Source organism: Xanthomonas prunicola (assembly GCF_025266575.1).
GTDB classification, from domain to species: Bacteria; Pseudomonadota; Gammaproteobacteria; order Xanthomonadales; family Xanthomonadaceae; genus Xanthomonas; species Xanthomonas prunicola.
Genome location: NZ_CP096142.1, coordinates 3,494,120 through 3,520,992 on the forward strand (window position 1 = coordinate 3,494,120; position 26,873 = coordinate 3,520,992).

22 protein-coding genes are annotated in these 26,873 nt (G+C 63.3%); 8 read left to right on the top strand and 14 right to left on the bottom strand.

Going from position 1 to position 26,873, the window contains the following annotated elements:
• Positions 1-91 precede the first annotated feature (91 nt).
• Together M0D43_RS15005 and M0D43_RS15010 are read right to left on the bottom strand one after the other, a co-directional pair.
• Complete coding sequence (locus tag M0D43_RS15005; protein ID WP_260807335.1) at positions 92-1,495, bottom strand: mannose-1-phosphate guanylyltransferase/mannose-6-phosphate isomerase; 1,404 nt, start codon at positions 1,493-1,495, stop codon at positions 92-94.
• A 46-nt stretch (positions 1,496-1,541) separates the two neighbouring features.
• Positions 1,542-2,888 carry a phosphohexomutase domain-containing protein gene (locus tag M0D43_RS15010; RefSeq protein ID WP_252162041.1) on the bottom strand — a complete coding sequence of 449 codons (1,347 nt, stop codon included), beginning with the start codon at positions 2,886-2,888 and terminating at the stop codon, positions 1,542-1,544.
• A gap of 133 nt (positions 2,889-3,021) precedes the next feature.
• Between M0D43_RS15010 and M0D43_RS15015 the strand changes: the two genes are divergently transcribed.
• Positions 3,022-3,753, top strand: coding sequence for a CoA transferase subunit A (locus M0D43_RS15015; protein ID WP_260807336.1), 732 nt, complete (start codon positions 3,022-3,024; stop codon positions 3,751-3,753).
• Entirely contained in the window at positions 3,753-4,382 is a 630-nt protein-coding gene (locus M0D43_RS15020; RefSeq protein WP_252162043.1) for a CoA transferase subunit B, read from the top strand. The genes M0D43_RS15015 and M0D43_RS15020 overlap by 1 nt, the downstream gene beginning before the upstream one ends.
• A 60-nt stretch (positions 4,383-4,442) precedes the next feature.
• Here the strand turns inward: M0D43_RS15020 and M0D43_RS15025 are convergent, their stop codons facing one another.
• Complete coding sequence (locus M0D43_RS15025; protein WP_260808279.1) at positions 4,443-6,530, bottom strand: glycoside hydrolase family 99-like domain-containing protein; 2,088 nt, start codon at positions 6,528-6,530, stop codon at positions 4,443-4,445.
• Positions 6,527-8,176, bottom strand: a complete 1,650-nt coding sequence (locus M0D43_RS15030) for an electron transfer flavoprotein-ubiquinone oxidoreductase (protein WP_252162044.1) — start codon at positions 8,174-8,176, stop codon at positions 6,527-6,529. The genes M0D43_RS15025 and M0D43_RS15030 overlap by 4 nt, the downstream gene beginning before the upstream one ends.
• A gap of 125 nt (positions 8,177-8,301) precedes the next feature.
• On the opposite strand from M0D43_RS15030, the gene M0D43_RS15035 reads away from it, so the two are divergent.
• On the top strand, positions 8,302-8,898 hold the full coding sequence (locus tag M0D43_RS15035) for an alpha-ketoglutarate-dependent dioxygenase AlkB family protein (RefSeq protein WP_252162045.1): 597 nt from the start codon (positions 8,302-8,304) through the stop codon (positions 8,896-8,898).
• 287 nt (positions 8,899-9,185) lie between these two features.
• On the opposite strand, the gene M0D43_RS15040 is transcribed toward M0D43_RS15035, so the two are convergent.
• The 4 genes from M0D43_RS15040 to M0D43_RS15055 form a co-directional block, all read right to left on the bottom strand.
• Positions 9,186-9,830 (bottom strand): ABC-type transport auxiliary lipoprotein family protein, encoded by a 645-nt coding sequence (locus M0D43_RS15040; RefSeq protein ID WP_252162046.1) that lies wholly within the window; start codon positions 9,828-9,830, stop codon positions 9,186-9,188.
• Positions 9,827-10,753, bottom strand: a complete 927-nt coding sequence (locus M0D43_RS15045) for an MlaD family protein (RefSeq protein WP_019300849.1) — start codon at positions 10,751-10,753, stop codon at positions 9,827-9,829. The genes M0D43_RS15040 and M0D43_RS15045 overlap by 4 nt, the downstream gene beginning before the upstream one ends.
• A 2-nt stretch (positions 10,754-10,755) precedes the next feature.
• Positions 10,756-11,592 carry an ABC transporter ATP-binding protein gene (locus M0D43_RS15050; RefSeq protein WP_260807339.1) on the bottom strand — a complete coding sequence of 279 codons (837 nt, stop codon included), beginning with the start codon at positions 11,590-11,592 and terminating at the stop codon, positions 10,756-10,758.
• A gap of 85 nt (positions 11,593-11,677) precedes the next feature.
• A complete protein-coding gene (locus M0D43_RS15055; RefSeq protein ID WP_252165076.1) occupies positions 11,678-12,907 on the bottom strand; it encodes an ABC transporter permease in 1,230 nt (409 codons plus the stop codon).
• 51 nt (positions 12,908-12,958) lie between these two features.
• Between M0D43_RS15055 and M0D43_RS15060 the strand changes: the two genes are divergently transcribed.
• Positions 12,959-14,218: a threonine/serine exporter family protein gene (locus M0D43_RS15060; protein ID WP_252162048.1), complete on the top strand. Its 1,260-nt coding sequence runs from the start codon at positions 12,959-12,961 to the stop codon at positions 14,216-14,218.
• Between the two features lie 59 nt (positions 14,219-14,277).
• On the opposite strand, the gene M0D43_RS15065 is transcribed toward M0D43_RS15060, so the two are convergent.
• The 3 genes from M0D43_RS15065 to M0D43_RS15075 all read right to left on the bottom strand — a co-directional run bounded on the left by M0D43_RS15065 (position 14,278) and on the right by M0D43_RS15075 (position 17,103).
• Positions 14,278-14,739 carry an H-NS histone family protein gene (locus M0D43_RS15065; protein ID WP_252162049.1) on the bottom strand — a complete coding sequence of 154 codons (462 nt, stop codon included), beginning with the start codon at positions 14,737-14,739 and terminating at the stop codon, positions 14,278-14,280.
• Positions 14,740-14,882: 143 nt separating this feature from the next.
• Positions 14,883-16,577, bottom strand: coding sequence for a proline--tRNA ligase (locus tag M0D43_RS15070; RefSeq protein ID WP_252162050.1), 1,695 nt, complete (start codon positions 16,575-16,577; stop codon positions 14,883-14,885).
• Between the two features lie 124 nt (positions 16,578-16,701).
• Positions 16,702-17,103 carry a DUF4124 domain-containing protein gene (locus M0D43_RS15075; RefSeq protein WP_252162051.1) on the bottom strand — a complete coding sequence of 134 codons (402 nt, stop codon included), beginning with the start codon at positions 17,101-17,103 and terminating at the stop codon, positions 16,702-16,704.
• A 132-nt stretch (positions 17,104-17,235) separates the two neighbouring features.
• Between M0D43_RS15075 and pssA the strand changes: the two genes are divergently transcribed.
• The 4 genes from pssA to M0D43_RS15095 all read left to right on the top strand — a co-directional run bounded on the left by pssA (position 17,236) and on the right by M0D43_RS15095 (position 21,271).
• Positions 17,236-18,009, top strand: a complete 774-nt coding sequence (gene pssA / locus M0D43_RS15080) for a CDP-diacylglycerol--serine O-phosphatidyltransferase (protein ID WP_101362118.1) — start codon at positions 17,236-17,238, stop codon at positions 18,007-18,009.
• 34 nt (positions 18,010-18,043) lie between these two features.
• A complete protein-coding gene (locus tag M0D43_RS15085) occupies positions 18,044-18,487 on the top strand; it encodes an alanine acetyltransferase (protein WP_252165077.1) in 444 nt (147 codons plus the stop codon).
• Positions 18,484-18,966, top strand: coding sequence for a ribosomal protein S18-alanine N-acetyltransferase (gene rimI, locus M0D43_RS15090; RefSeq protein WP_252162052.1), 483 nt, complete (start codon positions 18,484-18,486; stop codon positions 18,964-18,966). Before M0D43_RS15085 ends, rimI begins: the two co-directional genes overlap by 4 nt.
• Positions 18,967-20,137: 1,171 nt before the next feature.
• The gene (locus M0D43_RS15095; protein WP_101362116.1) at positions 20,138-21,271 is read left to right on the top strand and encodes a pectate lyase family protein; all 1,134 of its coding nucleotides are present in this window, start codon (positions 20,138-20,140) and stop codon (positions 21,269-21,271) included.
• Between the two features lie 254 nt (positions 21,272-21,525).
• On the opposite strand, the gene betA is transcribed toward M0D43_RS15095, so the two are convergent.
• The 3 genes from betA to betT form a co-directional block, all read right to left on the bottom strand.
• Positions 21,526-23,196: a choline dehydrogenase gene (betA, locus tag M0D43_RS15100; RefSeq protein ID WP_252162053.1), complete on the bottom strand. Its 1,671-nt coding sequence runs from the start codon at positions 23,194-23,196 to the stop codon at positions 21,526-21,528.
• 153 nt (positions 23,197-23,349) lie between these two features.
• Positions 23,350-24,822, bottom strand: coding sequence for a betaine-aldehyde dehydrogenase (gene betB, locus M0D43_RS15105; protein ID WP_252162054.1), 1,473 nt, complete (start codon positions 24,820-24,822; stop codon positions 23,350-23,352).
• Between the two features lie 38 nt (positions 24,823-24,860).
• Positions 24,861-26,840 (bottom strand): choline BCCT transporter BetT, encoded by a 1,980-nt coding sequence (gene betT / locus M0D43_RS15110; RefSeq protein ID WP_252162055.1) that lies wholly within the window; start codon positions 26,838-26,840, stop codon positions 24,861-24,863.
• Between the last annotated feature and the right edge of the window lie 33 nt (positions 26,841-26,873).

Consider the following 26,873-nt stretch of genomic DNA (forward strand, 5'->3'; position numbering starts at 1 on the left):
CATTCGTCGCTGTCGCCTGATCTGCGAAACGCAAACAGCCGGGAGTTCCCGGCTGTTTGCTTATGCGGCTCACCTTTTTACGAGCAACCCATCACGCCCGCCCGTAGGTATCTTCGAAACGTACGATATCGTCTTCGCCCAGATAGCTACCGGACTGCACTTCGATCAATTCCAGCGGCAGCTTGCCCGGGTTGCGCAGGCGATGGGTGACGCCCAGCGGGATGTAGGTACTCTGGTTTTCGGTCAGCAGCAGCACTTCTTCGCCACGCGTCACTTCGGCAGTGCCACTCACCACGATCCAATGCTCGGCGCGGTGGTGATGCATCTGCAAGCTGAGCACCGCACCGGGTTTGACGGTGATGCGCTTGACCTGGTGGCGCTGGCCCATGTCGATGGAGTCGTAAGCGCCCCATGGACGATAGACCTTGCGGTGCCAGGTGGCCTCGGAGCGGCCGGCCGTCTTGATCTGGCTTACAACGTCCTTGACCTCCTGGATGCGGTCGCGGTGACCGACCAGCACGGCATCCGGCGTCTCGACGACCACCACATCCTCCAGCCCGACCATGGCGATCAGGCGTGAACCGTACGCATAGGTGTTCTGGCAATCGATTTGGATCACATCGCCATGGTGCGCGTTGCCTTGCGCATCCTGCTTGGAGACGTCCAACAGCGAGGACCACGAACCGACATCGTTCCAACCGGCATCCAATGGCACCACAACCGCGTCGGCGGTCTTTTCCATCACTGCATAGTCGATCGAATCCGACGGGCTGGCGGCGAAGGCGTCCTTGTCCAGACGGGTGAAGTCGGCGTCGCGCTTGCCGCCTTTCCACGCCTTCTGGCACGCATCGGCGATGGCTGGATGGAACTTGCGCAGTTCTTCCAGATAACGCGACGCACGGAACAGGAACATGCCGCTGTTCCAGTAATACTCGCCGCTTGCCAGATAGCTTTGTGCGGTCGCCAGATCGGGCTTCTCGACGAAGCGCTCGACCGCGCTCACACCAGTGCCGGCACCGGCCTTGATGTAGCCATAACCGGTTTCCGGTGCAGTCGGCTTGATACCGAAGGTGACCAGCTTGCCCTGCTCGGCAGCAGTGGCTGCCAGCGTCACTGCCGTCTGGAATGCAGCCTCATTCTGGATGACGTGATCGGAAGGCAGCACCAGCAATAGCGGATCGGCACCGTCGCGGGTCGCTTCAAGTGCGGCAACCGCAATCGCCGGCGCCGTGTTGCGTCCCTTCGGTTCCAACAGGATGGCCGATGGCTTCACGCCCAACTGTTGCAACTGCTCGGCCGCCATGAAGCGGTGCTCTTCATTGGCGACCACGATGGGGGCGTGACCTGCGACCGGAGCTGCGCGCAGCCAGGTGGACTGCAGCATGCTCTTGTCGCCGACCAGCGGCAGGAACTGCTTCGGATAGGACTCGCGCGACAGCGGCCATAGGCGCGTGCCGGAGCCGCCAGACAAAATAATGGGTAGGACGTCGCTCATGGGCGGGGGAAACTCCAAAGTGCGTCTAAGGTGGGAGAGGGGTCAATCAGCCGCGCAGCAGCTTGGAAATTTCCTGCGTACGCGTTTCCAGCAGTGCGGCATCGCCGCGCGTTTCCACGTTCAGGCGCAGCAGCGGCTCTGTGTTGGAGCTGCGCAGGTTGAAACGCCATTCGCCAAAATCGGCGCTGATGCCGTCGGTGTAGTCGAGCTCCGGCGACAGCGACCCGTAATGCTCCATTACGCGTGCAACTGATGCCTTGGCATCGGCCACCTTGAAGTTGATCTCGCCGCTGCAGGGGAATTTCTGCATGCGCGCTTCGACCAGATCGGCCAGCGAACGGCCCGACTGCGACACCAGCTCTGCGATCAGCAGCCACGGAATCATGCCGGAGTCGGCGTAGGCGAACTCACGGAAATAGTGGTGCGCGCTCATTTCGCCGCCATAGACGGCATTTTCGCTACGCATTTTTTCCTTGATGAAGGCGTGGCCGCTCTTGCACAGCACCGGAATGCCGCCGGCTTCTTCAACCTGCTCGACCGTATTCCAGGTCAGGCGCGGGTCGTGCACGACCTTGCCGCCCGGTTGCTTGGCAAGGATGGCCTGTGCCAGAAGGCCGACCAGGTAATAGCCTTCGATGAAGCGACCGGTGTGATCGAAGAAGAAGCAACGATCGAAGTCGCCGTCCCACGCGATGCCGAAATCGGCGCCGTTGTCCTTGACCGCCTTGGCGGTGGCCTCGCGGTTTTCCGGCAGCAGCGGGTTGGGGATGCCGTTGGGGAAGTTGCCATCGGGTTCATGGAAGACGCGCACGAACTCGAACGGCAGATGCGGCGCGAGCAGATCGACGATCAGGCCGGCGCCGCCGTTGCCGGCATTGACCACCAGCTTGAGCGGCTTGAGCGTACTGCGGTCCACGTAGCTGAGCAGGTGCTCCAGGTACGCGGTCTTGTCGGTGCGGCTCTGTTCACTGGCCGTGGGCTCGCCCGGCGCAGCGGTATCGGCCGCGACCGTGTCGCGGATGGCGAACAGGCCGGTGTCCGAGCTGATCGGCCGCGCTTGCTCGCGGACCAGCTTCATGCCGTTGTAGTCCATCGGGTTGTGGCTGGCGGTGACCATCACGCCGCCAGCGGCCTTGAGGTAATCGGTCTGGAAATAGACCTCCTCGGTGCCGCACAGGCCGATATCGATCACGTCACGGCCGCTGGCGCGCAGGCCGGCCGAAAGTGCTTCCTGCAACGCCGGGCTCGCCAGGCGCACATCGTGACCCAGGACCACGGGCCCCTGATCCAGCTGCGCCGCCAGCGCCACACCGATGCGGCGGGCCAAGTCCTCGTTGAGTTCATCCGGCACGCGGCCGCGAATGTCATAGGCCTTGAAGGCGGGTAGCGTCATGGGCAAATCCTGAAGTGGGGGACACCCGAGTTTAGCGGCTGCGCCGTGTCTTGGGTGTGGCGGAATTGCGACCGGGGACAGGGAACAGTCAGCGGCTAGAATGGGCGCTTCACATCAGCGGGTGAGGGCGGTGATGCGCAATGAAGTGAGCGGTGCGGCAAGCGGTAAACGCTATGCCGATGCCAAGGCAGCGCTGGAGGGGGTGTTGGCCGATGGTCAGACCCTGGCGGTGGGCGGCTTCGGGTTGTGTGGCATTCCGGAGGCATTGATTGCAGCCGTGCGCGACAGTGGGATCGGCGGGTTGACCGTGATTTCGAACAATGCTGGCGTCGACGGTTTCGGGCTTGGTCAATTATTGGCCACCCGGCAGATCCGCAAGATGATTTCGTCCTACGTGGGCGAAAACAAGGAATTCGAACGCCAATACCTGGCGGGCGAACTTGAGCTGGAGTTCAATCCGCAAGGCACCCTGGCCGAGCGTTTGCGTGCGGGCGGGGCGGGAATTCCTGCGTTTTACACTGCCACCGGCTACGGCACGATCGTGGCCGAGGGCAAGCAAACGCGCGAATTCGACGGCAAGCACTACGTGCTGGAAACCGCGCTGCATGCCGATGTGGCGCTGGTCAAGGCATGGCGCGCCGATACCGCGGGCAACCTGGTGTTCCGCAAGACCGCGCGCAATTTCAATCCGGCCTGCGCCATGGCCGGGCGCGTGTGCATCGCTGAGGTCGAGGAAATCGTGGAGCTGGGCGTTATCGACCCGGATCAGGTGCATCTCCCCGGTATTTACGTGGACCGCCTGGTCCTCAACGCTACGCCGGAAAAACGCATCGAACAGCGCACCGTGCGCGGAGGGCAGCAGTAATGGCCTGGACCAGAGACCAGATGGCCGCACGTGCGGCACGCGAGCTGACCGATGGCGCTTATGTGAACCTGGGTATCGGCTTGCCGACGCTGGTAGCCAACCATATCCCCGATGGTGTGGATGTCTGGCTGCAGTCGGAGAACGGTCTGCTTGGCATCGGCCCGTTTCCTACCGAAGAGGACGTGGACGCAGACCTGATCAACGCAGGCAAACAGACCGTGACCGCGCGCGCCGGTGCCAGTTATTTCGGTAGCCACGATTCGTTCGCGATGATCCGTGGCGGCCACATCGACCTGGCGATTCTCGGTGCGATGCAGGTCACCGAGCGCGGCGACCTGGCCAACTGGATGGTGCCCGGCAAGATGGTCAAGGGCATGGGCGGCGCGATGGATCTGGTGGCCGGCGTCAAGCGCGTGGTGGTGTTGATGGAGCACGTCGCCAAAGACGGCAGCCACAAGATCCTGCGCGAATGCGACCTGCCGTTGACCGGTGTCGGTGTGGTGGATCGCATCATTACCGATCTCGCCGTGTTCGATGTCACTGCAGATGGGTTGGTGTTGGTGGAGGCAGCAGAGGGTGTGGCGTTGGAGGAGTTGCGCCAGAAGACCGGCGTTGAATTCGCGACCTAACCGAAGGGCGCGATCTAGGCAGCGACTCGCTCATGGGCAGCTAGCGACACGCACGGCGCCTCAGGGCGCCTTGCGTGCATAGCGGTAAGGCTCGGCTCTTGCAGGTTGAGGTATTCCCAACAGGTGTTCGATCGTTTCGACATGATGTCCGGAGTGGGCGACCGCAACAGCCAGGAAGCGCTCGATCGCATGAGCCAACGTGCCATCGATCTGACCCTGCTCGTTTTCAAATTCACTCGGATGCAAGTGCGCATCCAACAACGGCCGCAGCGCTTCCAGCTTGACCCAGAACATGCTGCCGGACGCGAACATGCTGTGCGCGTTTATTGCATCCGTGCCTGTGCGGACAGCGAGGTAATCGAGCGCATCGGCATTGCCGCCGATAAAGTCGGTGACCGGTAACAAATGGTGCGCGGGCGCTACAAGGCCGAGTAGCGGATCCTGGGCGAATACACGCACGATTGCATCGACGTGCTGTGGCGCGAGCAATGCAGAGAGCATTTCGCGCCGCCACGTGTCTCCGTCCTCGCGATGGGTCGATTTTTTTGTATGCAGTTTCAAGACCACCTGCACGCCTTCGTCGAGCAATCGGTTGGCAACCCGCAGGAACGGAAGAATATCGCGGCCACGATTCTCGAAGCCTTCCACCTGCGCCTGCAAGCCGCGTTGCTGCAAGCGTTGGCGAACCTGCGGCACCATCGTGATATCGGTGGTGACGACAAGCCGTGGCGATAGTCCACAGTGCGCAATTGCGTCTAGCGCTTCGTCCAGCACATCGAGGTACCAGGCGTGCAAGACCACGCAGACATCGTGTTGAGTAGATCGGGTGACGACTTCCGCGGTGTGTAACAGCGCTTGCCGTGTCGCGTCCAACCATGCGTATCCAAGGCGAGTATCGGGTTCGAGTACAGCGCCCTCGGCCCACTCGTTCCATGCGTTGATGAACACCATGCGGTGCGCAGGCGTCGTACTCTTCAGACGATTCCGCACGGTAAGCATGAGCCAGTCGCGATAACGGCGCGGGGAAGCATGCAGATAGATGCGCCCCTTTCCCGAGCGCCGCGGTTCGTTGTCCCAGCCAGGGTTTACGCCGGGGTACAAGGTGTACTCGCGCAGCGGTCGCTGTTGCATGTCGCGGGCAAGCTCACGCCAGTCGAGTACATCGCCATTGAATTCTGGATTGATCAAGCGCTGTCGGGCAGCCAACGAAGGTGGTGTGCTCATGTTCGGCGGAAATTCGACGGCAGCATCAAATCCGATGTCACGGGGATCGGGACGTTCGAAACCCTGCACATACGCAAGGTGAATCTCGCCGATTCCGTGATCGCGACACCAATCACGCCAGCGATCGGCCGTCTGTGCGGGCTCGGGCAGCAAATGGGGTCGATACACCAACAGCACCGGGCGCCCCTCGACGCGCAGGTACTTGGGATTGCGCATGTAAGTCGCGACATGCGCGATAAAGGCCAGATCGTCGTCCGCGTCGTGCGCCTGATCGATCAGGATATCGTCGCCACGGCCATCCCAGCGGCGTGCCCACTTTTCATTGGCCCAGCAGAGACAGAACGGCAGAGTGATCGTGGCATCTTCATGCCACCGGGTGATCGGCATTTCCAGCAAGGTCTTGCCGGCGAACCAATAGAAATAAAAACAAAAAGCGCCCAGACCGTACTCTTGTGCAAGGCGTGCTTGCTCGCGCATGACATGGGGATTGCGAAGGTCGTAGAAGCCCAGATCCGCCGGTAATCTGGGCTGTTGATGGCCCTCGAACTGCGGGAGCGCCCGGCTGACATTGCGCCATTCGGTGAAGCCCTTGCCCCACCACGCATCGTTTTCAGGAATCGGATGAAATTGCGGCAGGTAAAACGCGATCAGCTTCGCAGGAAGCGTTTCAGGCAAGGTGGCAGTGCTGTAGGGGACATAGCCAATCGCCGCTTCGTCGCTGCGAGCTGCCGGCCGTCGCGAACTGCCATGGCGTACGCGGCCGCGCGCGGGTTCCGGCACCCAGCCTGCATGTCTATCCAGAAACCAGCCGCGCCAGCGGTCGCGCGTTGCGTCACTCAGCGGTATCGCACGGAATCCTGCACGCAGCAGTTCAAAGACATATGTGCGCAGGCGCGACTGCATCGGGCCACCGGGCGCACTCACAGATTCTGGTAGTTCGGGCCCGAACCACCCTCCGGTGTGACCCAGGTGATGATTTCGTACGGGTCCTTGATGTCGCAGGTCTTGCAATGCACGCAGTTGGCGGCGTTGATCTGCAGGCGTTTGCCGGAGGGGCTGGCGGTGTCTGCGACCATTTCGTAGACGTTGGCCGGGCAGAAGCGCGTGCAGGGGTTGTCGTATTCCTCCACGCAGCGGGTGGTGCACACGTCGGTGTCCAGCACCTTCAGATGCACCGGTTGGTCTTCGTCGTGCTCGGTGGCGGCGAAATACACCGCTTGCAGGCGATCGCGCGGTGCGAGGTCGCGGGTGACGTAGTCGCGCTTGGGTTGCTCGTACTCGCCGAGCTTGTGCAGCGCCGACCAGTCGGGTTTGTTCTTCAGCGTCCACGGCGAGGCGCCCTTGAGCGCGGTTTCCCAGGCCGCGTTGAGCAGGCCAAACCACAGGCCTTTCTTGAACCCGGGCTTGATGTTGCGGACTTCCTTCAGCTCGGCCATTACCTCAGAGGCGCGCAATTTTGCATCGAAGCCTTGCGGCGCCAGCTGCGATTGCACCAGGTGTTCGGCAGCCAGCATGCCGCTGCGAATGGCCTGGTGTGTGCCCTTGATCTTGGGCACGTTGAGCAGGCCGGCGGTGTCGCCGATCAGCAGGGCACCGGGCATGTCCACTTTCGGCAGCGATTGCCAGCCGCCGCTGACCAGTGCGCGCGCGCCGGCCGACAGAATGGCGCCGCCTTCCAGCAGCGGCTTGATCATCGGGTGGTTCTTCCATTGCTGGAAGGCTTCCCACGGCTGATATGCCGGGTCGCTGTAGTCCAGCCCGCTCACGTAACCAAGCGCGATCTGGTTGTTGTCCAGGTGATACACAAAGCTGCCGCCGTAGGTGCGGTTGTCGGCTGGCCAGCCGATGGTGTGCACGATCTTGCCGGGCGTGACACGGCCTTCGGGCACCTGCCAGAGCTCCTTGATGCCGATCGAATAACCTTGCGGGTCGCTGTCGGCGGTGAGGTCGAAGCGCTTCAGCAAACGCTTGGTCAGGTGACCACGTGCGCCTTCGGCAAGCACGGTGACCTTGGCGCGAATGTCGATGCCGGCGGTGTAACCGGGCTTGTGCGCGCCGTCTTTTGCAATGCCCATGTCGCCGATACGCACGCCCACCACCTGGCCGCTGTCGTCGTGCAGCGTTTCGGCGGCGGCGAAGCCGGGGTAGATTTCGACGCCCAGCGCTTCTGCCTGCGGCGCCAGCCAGGCGCACATCGCACCCAGGCTGACGATGAAGTTGCCATGGTTACGCATACCCGGCGGCACCACTGGAAACTTGCGCGCGCTGTCCTTGCCGAGGAACCAGAACTCGTCGTCGGTAGCCGCGACGCAAATCGGTGGCGGGTTGTTGCGCCAGCCTGGCAGCAATGCATCCAGCGGGCCGGGTTCGATCACCGCGCCGGACAGAATATGTGCGCCGATGGTGCTGGATTTTTCGATCACGCAGACGCTAATGCTCGGATCGAGCTGCTTGAGCCGGATCGCGAACGACAGCCCGGCCGGACCGGCACCGACGGTGACGACGTCGTATTCCATGACGTCACGCTCGACCGCCTCTGACGCGTGTGCGCCCACTCCCGCTTCCGACATTGCTCCGCTCCCGTTGGCTCGATGGCTGGTGCGTATTTTCCGGGATTGCATGTGATGGCGGCAAATCGGCTCGATTCATCCGCCGCTGCCGGTGCGCCCCGACGCGCGCGTGCTAGCGTTTGCGCATGAAAATACGCGTTGGGCTGCCGCACGCTCGGATCCATTGGTGTCGCGGCTGGTTACAGGCCGCGGACGCCGATGCGCTGATGCAGGCCCTGCTGGACCAGGTGCAGTGGGAGGTGCATCGCATCCGCATGTTTGGGCGGGTGGTGGATTCGCCGCGTCTGAGCAGCTGGATCGGCGATCCGGACGCCAGCTATCGCTACTCGGGCACGCAATTTGCGCCGCAGCCGTGGCTGGAGGTGCTGCAGCCAGTACGCGCGCGTCTGCAGGATGAATCCGGCTGCCCGTTCAACAGCGTGCTGGTCAATCGCTACCGCAGCGGAGCCGATGCGATGGGCTGGCATAGCGACGATGAGCCGGAGCTGGGCGCGCAGCCGATGATCGCATCGCTGAGCCTGGGCGCGGCGCGGCGGTTCGCCTTCAGGCATCGCAACGATGCGGCGTTGAAGCAGACGCTGGAACTCGGTCACGGCGATCTATTGCTGATGGCCGGGGAGACCCAGCAGCACTACAAACATGCGTTGCCGCGCACTGCGCGCCCGGTGGGGGAGCGGATCAATTTGACTTTTCGACAGATTGCGGCAGGTGTGGGGCGTTAGCTGCGGCAGTTGGGTGGGGGCTGCGTATGCGGCCGCTGTGCCGGTGCTGCTGAGGTCGAGCGTGCGTTGCACGTCGCCAGACGCGCCGGGTGGGTCGGGGCGCGTTGGCCCTCATCCGGCGCTGCGCGCCACCTTCTCCCGCGCGCGGGAGAAGGACAGTGCATGCGCGGTGCGGCTGTGCTGTCAGCTACGTTGTCTGTTGTCTGTTTTCTGCCATCCGCAATCCGTTATCGGCTGCCAGCTGTGAGTGGAGGCGCTTGCTCCAGGCGGCACACGGCTTGGTGGCCCTACGGTGTGTGCGCCAGGGTCTGGCTATCCTGCTGGCCGGTGACCAAGGTCCAGCCGACCAGCTCGGTGGTGACCTGCGTCATCGCTTGTTCGAATGCCGCTGCCACTGCAGCCGTGTCGGTGCCGCTGGACGGGCGTGCGACCAGGAAGGTGCGCGAGGCGACCACGCGTTGATCGGCCGAATGCAGCAGTTTGGCGTTGAGCTCGATCGTGGCCGAAGGCAGCGACTGGCCGGCGTAATCGGATTCGAAGCGGCGCAGGTCGATCGCCAGCTTGTAGTCCGAGCGGATGCCGGTACCGATATGGGCCACCGCGGCGATCTTGCCGGAGTCTTCAAAGGCGCGCACCACGCTGTCTTCCAGCATGTCGGTGGCTGGCTGCGCCCAGCCGGCGCCTTGATAGACCTGCAGTTCGCCAGGGGTCGGGCGCACATTGATGCGCGGGCTGTCGATGATGCGTGCGGCGCTGGGCTTGGCCACCACCAACTGCCAGGTTACCTGTGGCCACGCCGGATTCGGCGTCACTCGCACGGTGGGCGAATAGATCGTGGCCGGCTTCTTGTCGCCGCCGGTCAGGACCGAGCAGCCACCCAGTGCCAGCAACGAGACGCACAGCAAGGGACGCAACAAGCGCATGGCAGTCATTTCGGTTCGAACTCCTTGGGTGCGTCGCGGCCGAGCAGGTAGCGCGCAGGGTTGTTGTCCAGTTTGTCGCTGACCCGGCGCAGATCGCGGATCAGACCGCGCAATTCGGTCAGTGTCGGGCCGAGCTGGCCCAGCCCGTCGTTGGCGAAGCTGTTGATGGCGGCACGGTTCTCGCCAAGGATGTTGTCGGCGTTGCCGGCGGCCGAGTCCAGCTTGACCAGGGTGGCGTCGAGCTTTTCCAGAATGCCTGGCAGCTGTTGCACCAGGTTCTGATCCAGCCGCTTGATGGTGCCGTTGGTGGTGGTCAGGGTGGTGTCCAGATTGCGCGCGGCATCGCGTGCGCTGACGATCAGCGCCTGCATGCCGTCGTCGCGATCGGCAATGCCGCCGCTGATCTTTTCCAGGTTCTGCAAGGTGGCCGAAATGCTGGCCACGTTCTTGTCCGAGAGCATCTGGTCCATGCGCTCGACGATGCGGTTGGCGGTGTCGGTGATGTTCTGCAGCGCCGACGGGGTGGTCTGGATGATCGGCGCGTCGCTTTTGTCGATGGTGGTCAGCGCCGGCGCTTCGGGCGTGCCGCCGGAGAGCTGGATGATCGACGGGCCGGTCAGGCTGGTGATGGCCAGCTTGGCGCGGGTGTCGCTCTTGATCGGCGTGGTCGAATTGACCCGCACATGCGCCACCACTTGGCGCGGGTCGTTCGGCGCCAGGGTCAGCTCGGTGATCGAGCCCACCGCGATGCCGTTGTATTGCACCGGGCTGCCGACCGACAGGCCGGTCACCGCCTCGCGGAACACCACACGGTATTGCTGCCAGGTACGGTCGGAGGAGTACTTGGCGGCCCACAGCCCGAACAGCAGCAGGGCCAGGCCGGCCACGATGGTGAAGGCGCCGATCAGGACGTAATTGGCTTTGGTTTCCATGCTCAGGCGGTCTCGGTGGAGTCGGTCTTGGCCGCGCGCGCGGCGCGGGCGCGCGGACCGTGGAAATATTCCTGGATCCAGGGGTGATCGATCTGCTCGACCTCGGCCAGCGGCGCGTTGGCGATCACCTTGCGATCGGCCAGCACCGCGATGCGGTCGCAGATGGCGTACAGCGTATCCAGGTCGTGGGTGATCAGGAACACGGTCAGGCCCAGGGCTTGCTGCAACGTGCGGATCAGGCGGTCGAAGGCGGCCGCGCCGATCGGGTCCAGCCCGGCGGTGGGTTCGTCCAGGAACAGCAGCGGCGGATCCAGCGCCAGCGCCCGCGCCAGTCCGGCACGCTTGCGCATGCCGCCGGACAGTTGCGACGGCAGCTTGTCCAGCGCATCGGCGGGCAGGCCGGCCAGCTTGATCTTCAGCAGCGCCAGCTCGAAATACCAGCGCTCCGGGAACTCGCTGTGGTGTTCCTTCAACGGCACCTGCACGTTTTCGCCCACGGTCATCGACGAAAACAGCGCGCCGTCCTGGAACAGCACGCCGGTATTGCGGGTGATGTGCTGGCGGTCGGCGAACCGGCCCGAGCGCGCATCCGCGCCCAGCACATGGATGCTGCCGGCGTCCGGCTCGCGCAGGCCCAGGATGCTGCGCATCAACACCGATTTGCCGGTGCCCGAACCGCCGACCACACCGAGAATCTCGCCGCGGCGTACGTCCAGATCGAGGTCTTCGTGCACGGTCTGGCTACCGAAACGGTTGGTGAGCCCGCGCACGGAAATCGCCAACTGATCGTCGTCGATCTCTGTGACGGGAGTGGGGAGTGGGGATTGGGGATTGATCACAGCACAGCTCTCCCAAATGTCAGGGCGCCAGCTGCGCTTGTGCCTTGCACGAATCCCGAATCCCGCATGTCGAATCCCGGCCTCATCACCACCCCATCTTCATGAACCACAGCGCCGCAATCGCGTCGAGGATGATGACCAAGGAAATCGTCTGCACCACCGAGGAGGTCGTGCGCTCGCCAACCGATTGCGCGGTGCCGCTGACCTTCAGCCCTTCCAGACAGCCGATCAGGCCGATCACCAGTGCAAACAGCGGCGCTTTCGATAGCCCGACCAGGAAGTGCCGCAACTGGATGGTGTCGTGCATGCGCGCCAGATACATCTGCGGCGGAATATCCAGATCGAACGCGCCAACGGTGACGCCACCGGCCAGACCGGCGATCATCGCGATGAAGGTCAGCAGCGGCAGGGTGAAGATCAGCGCGAGCAGGCGCGGAATCACCAGCAGATCGATCGGATCCAGGCCCAGGGTGCGGATGGCGTCCACTTCCTCGCGCGACTTCATCGCACCGATCTGCGCGGTAAACGCGCTGGCGGTGCGCCCGGCCAGGACGATGGCGGTCAGCAGCACCGCGAACTCGCGCAGGAAAGCGATGGACACCAGTTCCACCACGTAAATCTCCGCGCCGAAGTCGCGCAGGATGGTCGAGCCCAGGAACGCGATCACCGCGCCGACCAGATACGACAGCAGCACCACCAGCGGCACCGCATCCAGGCCCACCTGCTCCATGTGGTGCACGGTGGAGGTCAGGCGGAAGCGCCGCGGCTCGTGGATCAGCCGCGCGATCTTGACCAGGTTCTCGCCCAGAAAGCTGTTCAGCTCCAGAATGCCCTGGCCGACGCCGTGGGTAGTGCGGCCCAGACGGTCCAGTGCGGCGACGAAGCCGTAGTCGCGTTTGGGCTTGGGGCGTTCGTCGTTGAGTTCCTCGATGGTGCACACCAGCGCCTGGTGCTCATCGCGGAAATCGATCGCGTCTTCGTTCAGGCCCATGCGGCTGGCGAAGCGCAGCAGCTGCAGCACGCCGGCCGAATCCAGTTGTCCGATGCCGCGTGCGTCGATACGGCGCACCCCGTCGGGCACGGCCTGCAGCAATTCTGCCTGGGGCAGAGCGGTCGCCAGGACCCAACTGCCAGCGAGGCGGAGCTGTGCCTGATCCTGCGAGTCTTGTTCGATGCGTGGAGGTTGCGGTTTGATCATGGGTGGCCTGTCCGTGGCGCCAGCATACAGGGCCGGTGTGAGCGACGGATGGGGGCGCGGCAGCAGTGGTGTGCCTGCGGCCATCAATGAGAACGCCGGCCACGCGCGCTGCGGCATACACTGACGGCCTCGCCGGACACGGCGTTTCTCCGATCCGACCTGCCACGCATGTCCGCTGCCACCGTTGTCCTCCCGTCCGCCAGCGCAACCTACGCCCAGCGCGTCGCCTTCGTGTCCGAAATTGCCGGTCGCCTGCATTCTTATGGAACCACTGCGCAGCGGCTGGAGGCGGCGGTGGTCGGGCTGTCACAGAAGCTGGGTCTGGATTGCGAGCCCTGGTCCAACCCCACCGGCATCATCCTGAGCTTCAGCGACCCGACCAAGGCGATCGGCTCCAGCGACATCACCCGGGTGATTCGCCTGGCCCCGGGCGAGAACGATCTGTACAAGCTCAGCGTGGCCGACTACGTGGCCGACAGCGTGGCCAACGGGCGCATGAGCATCGCGCAGGGCCACACCGCATTGCGCCGCCTGGACCGCGAAGTGGACCGGCGCGGCAAGACCATGCAGGTGCTGGCGTTCGGGCTGGCCGCAGCGGGTGTCGCCGGGCTGTGGAAGCTGCCATGGCTGGATATCGCCACGGCGGGGGCGATTGGCATGTCGATCGGCCTGCTCACCCAGTACACCGACAAACGCGCTGCCACCAAGGAAGCCGGCGAAGCGCTGGCCGGCTTGCTGGCCGGGGTGGTGGCGGCGCTGGTGGCCTCGTTGTTGGGGCCGCTGAACCTCAATACGGTGATCATCGCCTCGCTGGTGGTGTTGCTGCCAGGGATGTCATTGACCAATGCATTCAACGAGCTGGCCAGCCAGCACTGGGTGTCCGGCACAGCGCGCCTGGCCGGTGCGGTCACCACGGTGCTCAAGCTGACCGTGGGTGCGGTCATCGCCGTGACGCTAACCCAGCTGGTTGGGCTGCATCCCCAGGTGGCCGCGTTGCGGCCGCAGGCCGGCTGGGTGGAATGGGCGTCGTTAGTGGTGGCCGCTTATGCGTTTGCGGTGTTGTTCAAAGCCAATCGACGCGATTATTTATGGATCATGGCGGCGGCCATGTTCGGGTATGTCATTGCGCGTTATGCGGGGCATGCCTGGGGCGGCCCTGCCGGGGTATTTGCCTCGGCGATGACATTGACCGCTGCGGGAAATCTTTTCGGGCGAGTGGTCCACAAACCCGGTGCACTGATCCGCTTGCCCGGCATCATCATGCTGGTTCCAGGGAGTGTCAGCTTGCGTGGATTTTTGACCCTGGTGCAACAACAGGATGTCAGCGTGGGACAAGCTGCGCTATTGGCGGTGACCAATATCGTGATGGCATTGATGGCCGGATTGCTGTTCGGCAATCTGCTGATTCCGGCCCGCAAGAATTTATGAGCGGGGAAAACAGCGCACAATAAAAACGCCGGCACTGCCGGCGTTCTTATTGGTTTGAATCACGCGGCCTTGGACTTCTTGGTGGCGCGCTTGGTGACTGCCTTACGCGGCGAAGCCTTCTTTGCTGCAGCCTTCTTCGCACCGCCAACCTTGCTGATCAGAAAGTCTTCGACTTTCTTGCCAGCGGCGGTCAACTCTGCCAGCCAGCGCGGCTGCTTGCCGCGGCCGGTCCAGGTTTCCTGGGTGTTGGCGGGGTTGCGATATTTCGGTGGCACCTTGCCCAGCTTGCGACCGGCACGCGGACCCGGCTTGCCGGCACCAGCCGGACGGCCCGGGCCAGCACTGGCGGAAGCGCCAAACAATTCTTCAATGGAATAACCCTGAGCTTTTGCAGCGCGGGCCAGTTGAGCACGGACCTTGGCGATCGGCGCGCGCTTGGCAACCACGGTCTGCTGCTTCTTTGCATTTTTGATCAGGGCGCTCAACTGCTTGGCCGACAGGCCACTAAGATCGATCGACATCAACTGCTCCGGGAAATGAGAGAGAAAGAATGCCGGTCCATGGCACCAGTGACCATCATAATGTCAGAAAACCGATGTGACAAATGCGCCGAAATGATTCGACGCTTTGTGTTCATCCATTTGAAGCCGGTACTGGTGTTTGATCAATGCCCCAGGCGGGAGAATAATCCGGCTTTATCCAGGTTTTCTGCTGCATCGGCGGTACGGGCGCGATATTCAAATGTGCCGGCCGCCAATCCCCGTTCCGAGACCACAACCCGATGCGGAATGCCTAGCAGTTCCATATCGGCGAACATCGCGCCCGGGCGCAGTCCGCGGTCGTCCAGGGCCGCATCCAGGCCGGCAGTCATCAATTCGTCCAGCAGGGCCTGGGCGGCAGCGAGCACCTGCGGGTCCTGCTTGGGATTGATCACGCAGACCACCACCTGCCACGGCGCCATCGGCGCGGGCCAGATGATGCCGGCCTCGTCATGGTTTTGTTCGATCGCCGCCGCCACGATGCGCGAAATGCCGATGCCATAGCAGCCCATCTTCATCACCGCCGCCTTGCCGCCTTCGTCGATGACGGTGGCTTGCAGCGCCTGCGCGTACTGGCTGCCAAGCTGGAACACATGCCCCACCTCGATGCCGCGGGCCAGGCGCAGTTCGCCGCCATCGGCTGCGCGCTCGCCTTCGACCACGTTGCGTACATCGGCCACGGTCTCCGGTTCGGGCAGGTCGCGGCCCCAGTTGACGCCGACCAGATGCGCGCCGGACACATTCGCACCGATCACAAAATCGGCCAGTGCCGCAACATCGCGGTCGGCCACCACGCGCACCGGGCGCGCGGTGTTCACCGGTCCCAGGAAGCCCGGCTCGCAGCCGAGGTGCTCGCGGATTTCGGTTTCATTGGCCAGGCGGTAGCCGGCCAGCCCGGGCACCTTGGCTAGCTTGATCTCGTTGACCGCGTGGTCGCCACGCACCAGCACCAGCACGAAGCCGGCCTGCGTCATCACCGCCACCGACTTGACCGTGCGCTGCAGCGCGATGCCGAGCAACTGGGCAACGTCCTCACAGGTTTTCTGGGTGGGCGTTGCCACCTGCTGCATCGCTTCGCTTGCAGGGGCGCGCGGCGCAGGCAGGGCGGCGCTGGCGGCTTCCACGTTGGCGGCGTAATCGGAGCCGGTGGAGAACGCCAGCGAGTCTTCGCCGGAGTCGGCGATGACATGGAATTCCTGTGAGGCATCGCCGCCGATGGCGCCGGAATCGGCCTGCACGGCGCGGAAATCCAGTCCCAGGCGGGTAAAGATGCGGGTGTAGGCGGCGCGCATGTTGTCGTATTCGCGCGCCATGTCGGCATCGGTGAGATGGAACGAATACGCGTCCTTCATCAGGAATTCGCGCGCGCGCATCACGCCGAAGCGCGGGCGGATTTCATCGCGGAATTTGGTCTGGATCTGATAGAAATTCAGCGGCAGCTGCTTGTAGCTGTTGATTTCCTGGCGCGCGAATTCGGCAGCCGCCTCTTCGGCGGTGGGGCTGTAGCAGAACTCCTGCTCCTTGCGGTCCTTGATCTTGAGCAACTGCCCGCCGAACTTTTCCCAACGGCCGGTGGCGTCCCACAGCTCGCGCGGCTGGATGGTGGGGAACAGCACTTCCACGGCGCCGGCGCGGTTCATTTCCTCGCGCACGATGGCTTCGACCTTGCGCAGCACGCGCAGGCCCAGCGGCGACCAGGTGTATAGCCCGGAGGCCAGCTTGCGGATCATGCCCGCGCGCAGCATCAGACGGTGGCTGACCAGCTCGGCGTCGGCCGGGGTTTCCTTGGTGGTGTGCAGGTGGAACTGGGAAAGACGCATCGGGCTTCGCTTGGGCGGAAAGCCGCTAGTTTGCCAGTCTCGCCCCCTGCCGGTCATCGCCGGATTGCTTCGCACCGGCGACGCCGCGCTGCGGCGGCGATCGCTGACTGGCGGCGAGGGCAGCTCAGGTAGCCGGGTTACCTGGGGCGGTCGGCTTGCAATAGGCCTTAACGGCGGCCTCGGAAAGGTTCCGCTGGGCGATACGGGCCTCCGCATCCAGCGGTGCGGCGGGCTTGCCGTCGGCGCCTGCGCCCATCGTGACTTCGCCCTTGCTGTTAAGCAGCTCCAAATTCCGGCGTGCGCTGGCGCAGTCGGGCGATTCGGGCGTGGCGGCGTCTGCCGTGGAAGTCGCGGCGGTGCCGCTGCGCGCATCGATGCGGCGCGCTTCATAGCGCTGGCCGGTCGGTGGCGGGGTCTCGGTGTAGTGGGTCACGCCCTTGGCGTCCTTCCACTTATATAGCTCGGTCGCGCCGGCGGCGGCACTGACCAGCATCAACAGGGCGCAAAGCCCGCACGACAGTTGCATATGGATTCCCCTGGATGATTCCCGCCGTGATTGCAGCATCCACGGCCGGCGCTGGCAAGTGATCGGGCGCGCAGGGGGCTGAACCAGCAAGCGCGCTACCGCCGGATGGACCTCAGGCCCTACACTTGGCGGATGGATGAGATGAGACCGCCCCCGCGCTCGCGCACGATTTACCTGTTGCCGAACCTGTTCACCACCGCCGGGCTGTTTTCCGGTTTTTACGCCATCATCGCCGCCGCCAATGGGCAGTTCGTCCAGGCTGCCATGGCGGTGTTCGTGGCTGCGGTGATGGACGGGCTGGATGGCCGGGTTGCGCGCCTGACCAATACGAGTAGCGAATTCGGCGTGCAGTACGATTCGTTGGCCGATCTGGTGAGCTTCGGCATGGCCCCGGCGCTGGTGATGTATCACTGGTCGCTGTCGGCGCTGAAATACGACAGCAACGTGATGGGCCGGGTGGGTTGGTCTGCTGCGTTTCTGTATGCGGCCTGCGCGGCGCTGCGGCTGGCGCGCTTCAATACCCAGGTCGGGGTGGTCGACAAACGCTGGTTCATCGGCTTGGCCAGCCCGGCGGCGGCTGGGTTGATGATGTCGTTCGTTTGGGCCTTCGCCGACGACAGCCTGGGGTTCGATGGCGAGCAGCTGCGCTATGTGGCGCTGGCGGTCACCGTGGTGTCGGCGTTGCTGATGGTCAGCCGGATCCGCTTCTGGAGCTTCAAGGGTGGTGCGCGTGGGCCGCGTGCCGACCGCGTGCCGTTCCTGGCGCTGGCAATCGCCACGGTGGTGATCGCGCTGTTGGTGATCGATCTGGCGCGCTCGTTGCTGGTGATCGGCGTGCTGTACGCCTTGTCCGGACCGCTGATGTGGCTGTGGCGACGTTGGCGGCGCGTGCCCGAGCTGCCATGAGCGCCTTCTCGTGAGCGACGCGGCGTCCGAGCCGATGTGGTCCGATCTGCAGGTGTCGTATCTGCAGGCGTTGGGGCACACCGTGTATCTGGATCGCGATGCGGTCGATGCGTTGCCTGCACCTGTCGACGTTGCCGAGCGCACAGAGACGGCCGCACCGGCGCGCGTGGAGCGTGTGCCGCAGTCTGCAACGGTGAGTGCGCCCTCCGCGCGGCGCAGCGCGCCGGCTGCACCAGCCGAAGCACCAGATGTGCCCCGCACCGCGCCAGCATCGGCGCCGCAACGACGTAGCCGTGTCGGCATGCCGGATCGTCTGCAGATGGCCTTGTTGCGCGCGTCCGGCTGCAATCCGGGCGACCCTGCGACACAGGCCTTGATGGCGTCCTGGCCGCTGGCAGAGCTGCGCGGCAATCCGAGTGCCAAGCGTGCGCTGTGGCCACAGCTGCGCGCGCTGCGGCGGCGTCGGGACCCTGCGTGAGCGCATTGAACGCGCCGCAACCCACCTCGTTGCGCGCAATGCGCGAGAGCGACATGGATGTGGTGATGGAGATCGAGCTCCGCGCCTATCCGTTTCCGTGGACGCGCAACATCTTTCGCGACTGTCTGCAGGCCGGCTATCCCGGCTGGGTGATGGAGCAGGGCGGCCGGGTCATCGGCTATGGCGTGATCAGCATCGCCGCCGACGAGGCACACGTGCTCAACGTTTGCATCGCACCGGAAGCGCAATCGCAAGGCCACGGTCGCGTGTTGCTACGCGCGCTGATCAAGGGCGCCTGCGATCGCGGCGCGCGGCGCGCGTTTCTGGAAGTGCGCCCGTCCAATCCATCCGCGATTGCGCTGTATCACTCCGAAGGCTTCAACGAAATCGGCCGGCGCCCGCGCTACTACCCCTCCCACACCGGGCGCGAAGATGCGTTGGTGATGGCGATCGAGTTGTTCTTCGAAGGATTCTCCTGAGCGCGCGCATTAGTCGTTGAGGATGCGCCTGGTTGCTGTTGCCGCGATACGAGCGCTTGGTTCGCTGGCTGCCGATGATGATTGTTGTGGATGACTGGTAGTGAATGCTGGCGCCCGTGTTGGCTGGCGTCTGTACGATCAGCTTACTTGTCTGGCGCGGCTAACTAGTGCGCGACGCCGATGTAACCGCCGCGCCCGCTGTTGCAGAGCTGCTATCAGCCTAGAGGGCTCTGGCGATAAGTCAGCGCGGTCCGCAATGGCATGCAACGCAGGTATTGGTGGAGCGCGGCCGCACAGCCGAGATGCTCTGCCCCGCGCCCTCCCCCGTGATGCGATCACCCGTGATGCGATGCCGACCCAATAGACGCCATTGCGGTGCGCTGACGAAGAGATACTGCACTGGATGAGCGTTGGGCCACTTCCGCCGACTGATCCGATGCTTGCGCCGAGTGGTCGCATTCCCCACCTGCGCCTGGGGCGTTCGGTGCGCCATGCTTGCCTGGTGAGGCGTTTTTTTGCTCTACCGACGAGCGCGGTGAGTTCCGTAGCGAACAGTGGCGGGGATCGATTGATGGCGAGGTTGCAGCATTCGCATGAGAACGCGCGGTGTCAAAACGATACTGCGCATCTGCAATCGATCCCAACGCGGTTGGGTGTCGTACTGGCAATACTCCAGTAAATCTGTTTGTCGCTTGCGCAAGACCTGGCGCGACACGTCCGTCTCCGAGGTGGCAAATGTTCCGCCGTATCCGAATGGGCGATTTTTGAGTTTCTCTGATCATGAATCGCATAGCGTTTTGCCCTAAATGCCGCGGCGCGGCAATACGTGGCAGCGATTAGCGTCTCGGAAAATGCAGGCATTTGAATGGTAGTACGTATTCTCGAATGGTATTTCACCAGGTTGCGATAAGAATCTTGCTGCGTTGCAGTGTCCTCGTCATGTCTCTGCGTGTCTTGATCGCAGCGTTTTGTCTCTTCTGATGTGTCTCGCAAGCGTTTGCGTGATTACGCGAGCACATCCGCAAACAGGCTAGATACAAGGATTTTCAATGCTCCTAGTATCGGTTTCGCGGAGTCGAATATTCCATGTCTGAATAGTACGTTCCGCTTCTGCTAGACCGGGGGTGCGCCGCCGCGCGGAGCATCGAAACCATTCGAGGGAGACACCAAGATGAAGTCGAAATTTTCGACAGCGGCCGCTGCGTCGCTGTTTGTCGGGTCGTTCCTGCTCGCCGGCGTTGCTTATGCCGATGCCGCGCTGGACGTTGCAACTACTGGTTGGGCGACGCAGAACGGCGGAACCAAGGGCGGCTCCAAAGCCGCGGCCGCCAACATCTACACCGTCAAGACTGCCGCCGAGTTGAAAGCTGCATTGAGCGCCAGCGTGGGGAGCAACGGGCGCATCATCAAGGTCAGCGGCATCATCGATATCAGCGAAGGCAAGCCTTACACCAAGACCTCTGACATGAAGACGCGTGCGCGTCTGGACGTGCCGACCAAGACCACGATGATCGGCATCACCAGCAATGCAGAAATCCGCGAAGGCTATTTTTATGTCAAGGCCAACGATGTCATCATCCGCAATATCACCATCGAAAATCCATGGGATCCGGAACCGGTCTGGGACCCGAATGATGGCAGTACCGGCAACTGGAATTCAGAGTACGACGGCCTGACCGTGGAAGGTGCCAGTAACGTGTGGGTGGACCATGTCACCTTTACCGATGGTCGCCGTACCGACGATCAGAACGGAACCGAAAATGGGCGCCCCAAACAGCACCACGATGGCGCGATGGACATCAAGAAGGGCGCCAACTTCGTCACTGTCTCGTATTCGGTCTTCAAGTCGCACGAGAAGAACAACCTGATCGGCTCCAGCGATAGTGCGTCCAGCATCGACAGCGGCAAGCTCAAAGTCACCATCCACAACACCTTGTTCGAAAACATTTCCGCGCGCGCCCCACGTGTGCGCTTCGGTCAGGTGCATATGTACAACAACTACCACGTCGGTAGCACCAGCAATAGCGTGTATCCGTTCTCCTACGCGCATGGGGTCGGCAAGGAATCGAAGATCTTCTCCGAGCGCAATGTGTTCGAGATCAGCGGTGTGAGCAGCTGCGACAAGATTGCCGCCGACTACGGCGGCAGCGTGTATCGCGATCAGGGCTCGCTGCTCAATGGCAAGGCGCTGTCGTGCTCGTGGAATAGCAATATCGGGTGGACGCCGCCTTACACCTACAACTTGCTCTCTGTGGACAAGGTCGCTGCAGACGTCAGGGCGAAAGCCGGCGCAGGCAAGCTGTAACTGCCGGCTCGTTGCAGCGTTTCAATCGCAGTGCCGCACAGAGCCGTACAACGCCCGCAGTGATGCGGGCGTTGTGCGTTTCGCGTACTAGCCAATCTGTGCTCGTGGCGGTCGTGGCGGTCGTGGCTGTGCGCCGTGCCGTTAGGCAGTTGCTTGCAGGGCCCTTGCTCTCGCGCTATCGGCGAGCATGCTGCCCGTGAGTGTTCAGGGACAACCTGGCCTCAGCATCGCAGCATCTCAGCACACCGAAGACATCACCCGCGCACAGGTGCATCGCCAGCGATGTAGTAATCGGCGGTGCTGCGCGGCAACGGGGTGCGGCCGCGCATGCGGTCGGCGATTTTCTCGGCAATCATGATGGTGGTGGCGTTGAGGTTGCCGGTGATGATGCGCGGCATGATCGAGGCGTCGATCACCCGCAGCCCCTCCATGCCGTGCACGCGGCCCTGACCGTCCACCACCGCCATGTCGTCGGTGCCCATCGCGCAGGAGCAGGAGGGGTGGTAGGCGGTCTCTGCGCGAGCGCGCACGAACGCGTCCAGCTCCGCATCGGTCTTGCAGTCCGCGCTGGGGCTGATCTCGCGGCCGCGATAAGCGTCTAGGGCCGGTTGCGCAATGATTTCGCGGGTGATGCGGATGGCATCGCGAAATTCCTGCCAGTCCTGGTCGGTGGATTGGTAGTTGAACAGGATCGACGGATGCTGGCGCGGGTCGCGCGACTTGGCGCGTACACGCCCGCGGCTGGGTGTGCGCATCGAGCCGACATGCGCTTGAAAGCCGTGCTCCTTTACCGCGTTGCTGCCGTTGTAATTGATGGCGACGGGGAGGAAGTGGTACTGGATGTTGGGCCAGTCGAATTCCTCGCGCGTGCGGATGAAACCACCGGCTTCGAACTGATTGCTGGCACCGGTGCCGGTGCCGGCGAACAGCCATTGCGCGCCAATCGCCGGTTGGTTCCACCACTGCAATGCCGGATACAAGGACACCGGCTTGGTGCACGCGTATTGGATGTAGACCTCCAGATGATCCTGCAGGTTCTGGCCGACGCCGGGCAGGTCGTGTACCAGTTGCACGTCGAGTGCGCGCAACAGATCGGGCGCACCCACGCCGGAGCGTTGCAGCAGCTGCGGCGAGGCGATCGCACCCGCGCACACCAGCACTTCTCTGCGTGCCTGCGCATCGATCCCTTCGCTACTGTTGCCCACCAGGTAATGCACGCCGATGGCGCGCTTGCCTGCAAACAGAATGCGGTCGGTGGTGGCATGGGTGACGATATGCAGCCCATCGCGCGGCTTGGCCATGTCCAGGTAACCGCGCGCGGTGCTTGCGCGGCGCCCGCGCGGTGTCACCGTACGGTCCATCGGTCCGAAGCCTTCCTGCTGATAGCCGTTGAGATCGTCGGTGCGCGGGTAGCCGGCCTGCACGCCGGCATCGACCATGGCATGGAACAACACGTTGTTGTCGTTTTTCGGTGTCGCCACGCTTACCGGGCCATCGCCGCCGTGATAGTCGTTGGCGCCGATGTCACGCGTCTCTGCCTTGCGGAAGTACGGCAGGACATCGCGGTAGCTCCAGTCCTCCAGGCCAGGCCGCTTGGCCCAATGGTCGAAGTCCAGTGCATTGCCGCGGATGTAGCACATGCCATTGATCAGCGATGAGCCGCCCAGGCCTTTGCCACGTCCGCACTCCATGCGCCGGTTATCCATATGCGGTTCCGGCTCGGTTTCGTAGGCCCAGTTGTAGCGACGCCCCTGCAGCGGGAACGCCAGCGCAGCCGGCATCTGCGTGCGGAAATCCAGCCGGTAATCCGGCCCGCCGGCTTCGAGCAACAGCACAGTGACGCCGGGGTCTTCGGTGAGCCGTGCGGCCAGCACATTCCCTGCCGAGCCAGCGCCGATGATGATGTAGTCGTATTCGCGTTGCATGGTGTACTCCTGATGCGAGGAAGGTGCGATGGCGATCGAGGCGCTTGGCAGAGGCGGAGGAGTGCGCCCAGTCACGTGAGGGCGGCGTCCATCTGTTTGCCGCTGTCGTGGTGCACCTCCGGCGCTTGCCTGTGCCGGCTAGCCGAGCCGCCGTCAGAACACCGACGCGTAACGTTCCAGTTCAACCTGGATCGATTTGGTGCGTGTGTAGGCTTGCAGGGTCGCCAGACCGTTCTCGCGGCCCACGCCCGATTGCTTGTAGCCGCCCACTGGCATCGGTGCCGGCGACTCGCCCCAGGTGTTGATCCAGCAGATGCCAGCCTCCAGCCGATGGATCAGCCGATGCGCGCGCGCCAGATCCGGCGTGACCACGCCTGCAGCTAGCCCATACGTGGTGGCATTGGCGCGCGTGACCGCTTCGTCTTCATCGTCATAGGTGAGCAGGCTCAAGACCGGTCCGAAGATTTCTTCGCGCACGATGGTCATTACATCGGTACAGTCGCTGAAGATGGTTGGCGCCACGTAGTAGCCCTGCGCCAGCGCACCATCGCCCAGCCGCTCGCCGCCGCACAGCAGGCGCGCGCCTTCGGCCTTGCCCTGTTCGATATGGTCCAGTACGCACTGCATATGCGCGGCGCTGACTAACGGGCCAAAGGTGGTGCGCTCATCAAGCGGATCGCCAATGTGGATGCGCTGCACGCGTGCCAGCAGGCGCGCTTCGAATGCGTTGCGCAATGCGCGCGGCACGAACACGCGGGTGCCGTTGGTGCACACCTGCCCGGAGCTGTAGAAGTTGGCCATCATCGCGATGTCCGCGGCCAGATCCAGGTCGGCATCGGCGCAGACGATCAACGGCGACTTGCCGCCCAACTCCATGGTCACGTCCTTCAGCGATGAACTCGATGCGCTGGCCATCACTTTGCGTCCGGTGGCGGTGCCGCCAGTGAAGCTGATCTTTTCGATCTGCGGATGCTCGGTCAGCGCGGTACCCACGCTGGCGCCATCGCCTGGCAATACGTTGAACACGCCATCCGGCAGGCCGGCTTCGGTAAATATTTCGGCTAATTTCAGCGCGGTAAGCGGGGTGACTTCGCTGGGCTTGAAGATCATCGCGTTACCGGCGGCCAGGGCGGGCGCGGCTTTCCACAATGCAATCTGGATGGGGTAATTCCACGCGCCGATCGCACCTACAACGCCCAGTGGCTCGTGGCGTGTGTAGAAGAAACTGCCTTCGCGCAGCGGTACCTGCACGCCCTGCAGCGCCTGCGCAACGCCAGCGTAATACTCCAATACATCGGCGCCGGTGACGACGTCGACGCTGCGTGTTTCGCTCAGCGGCTTGCCGGTATTGAGCGTTTCCAGCTCGGCCAACGCATCATTGCGCTCGCGCAGCAAGGCCACTGCACGCAACAAAATGCGCGAACGCTCTACTTTGGTCAGCGCTGCCCACTGCTGCTGGCCCGTCTTTGCGTTATCGACGGCCGCATCCAGGTCGTCGGCGCCGGCGTTGTGCACGTTGGCCAGCACTTCGCCGGTGGCGGGGTTGACCACTTCAAAGGTGTGGCCGCCGCGGGCGGGAACATAACGGCCGCCGATGTAGAGCAGCTGGTCGGGGAAACGTGGCATGACAAACCTCCTGTGGACGGTCGCCGCAGCGACGCACCTCAGCGGGTGAGGTGCAGAAACTGCAGGTGACGCTCGTATTGATCGATGATGTCGTTGATGATCTGTTCGCGGCTGTAGCCGACCAAGTCGTAGTCCTGGCTGCCTTCGTACAGGTACACCTCGGCGCGGTAATAGCGCTGGTTGCGGAAGCGCTGCGCGGCAAACGATGGGGTGAGATAGCCGCGCATCACGATCTGATAGCGGAAGCCCTGCTGTTCGCCGTGCTCGACGCTGATTTCCATGTCGCCGTCGTCGATACGGCTGCTGACCTTCCAGCCTTCCTCTTGCAACTGCGTGGTGACTGCTTCGATGGCCGGGCGCACCTGGTCGTGCATGAAGCGATACACCTCATCGCGTGCCGGGAAATGCATTGCCTGGCCTAAGCGCTGACGCCAGCCGCCGTGATGGCGCGATTGCCCGATCAACGGGCTGGGGCTGTAGAGCTGCGCGCGTTTGCGCTGCGATTCTTCGCTGAGTGCGCGCGACAGGCCCCAGGCCATCAGCAACAGCACTGCAGAGAATGGCAGCGAGGCCAGCACCACCGCCGATTTCAGCGCGTCCATACTGCCGGCGAGCAACAAGCCTGCAGTGACCACGGCAGTGAGTACGCCCCAGAACACGCGCAGCCAGCGCGGGCCGTCGTCGTGCGGTTGGCCGCCATGCGAGGACAGTGTGGACAACACCACCGTGCCCGAATCGGCGGAAGTCACGAAGAACACGAAGCTGATCGCCACAGTGATCGTGATCACCGCGCGGCTCCACGGATAGCTTTGCAGCAACGAATACAGCACCGTCTGCGGCGCATCGATGGCCTGCTGCGCCAGCGCGCCCTGGCCGTAATGCAGTACTTGATCCAGCGCGCTGTTGCCGAAGATCGACAGCCACGCCAGCGTGAAGCCGAGCGGGATCAGCAACACGCCCAATACGAATTCGCGAATGGTACGACCGCGCGAGATGCGTGCAATGAATAGACCGACGAACGGCGCCCAGCCGATCCACCAGGCCCAATAGAACACCGTCCAGTTGCCCAGCCAATCGGCACGGCCGCCATAGGCGTAGACGTCGAAACTTTTGTTGACCACGCTGCCCAGATAGTCGCCCAGGTTCTGCATCAGCGCGTTGAGCAGGTACTGCGTGGGACCGGCGAACAGCATGAACAACAACAGCGCAATCGCCAGCAGCATGTTGATGTCCGACATCCAGCGCACGCCTTTTTCAACGCCGGACACCGCCACCACAATGGCGGCGCCCATCATCGCCACGATCAGTGCGACCTGCACCCAGTGTGTATGCGGCACATCGAACAAGGTGCTCAGTCCGGCATTGAGATGCAGCACGCCAAAGCCCATGTCCGCACCGATGCCGAACACGGTGGCCACGATGCCCAGCGCATCCACGGTGTAGCCGATCGGCCCGTTGATGCGTTTGCCGATCAGCGGATACAACGCCGAACGCAACGCCAGTGGCAGGTTGTGGCGGAAAGCGAAATACGCCAAGGCCATTGCCGCCAGCGCGAACACGCCCCAACCATGCAGGCCCCAATGCAGAAACAGCACCTGCATCGCCTGACGCGCGGACGCCTCGCCATTGCCGGTACCGCCCTGCGGCGGCTGCAGATAATGCGTCAGTGGTTCGGAAACGCAAAAGAAGAACAGCGTGATGCTGATGCCGGCGGCGAACAGCATGCCGGCCCAGGAAAGGTAGCTGAATTCCGGTTCGTCGTGATCAGCGCCGAGCTTGATGTTGCCGTGGCTGGACAAGGCTGTGGCAAGCACGAACACCAGATACAACGTCATCGCCAGCAGGTAGTACCAGCCGACATTGCGCGACGCCCAGGTTTGCGCATCCAGCAGGACACGTCCTGATTCGAGCGGAAATAACGACACCAGCAAGGCAAACGTGCAAACGACAGTGGCAGCGAGCACGAACACCGGGCGCAGGGTGCGTACCGGCAAGGTGTGTGGCGCTGTCGCACTCATGGCGACGCATTCATACAATGCGTATCACGTGCT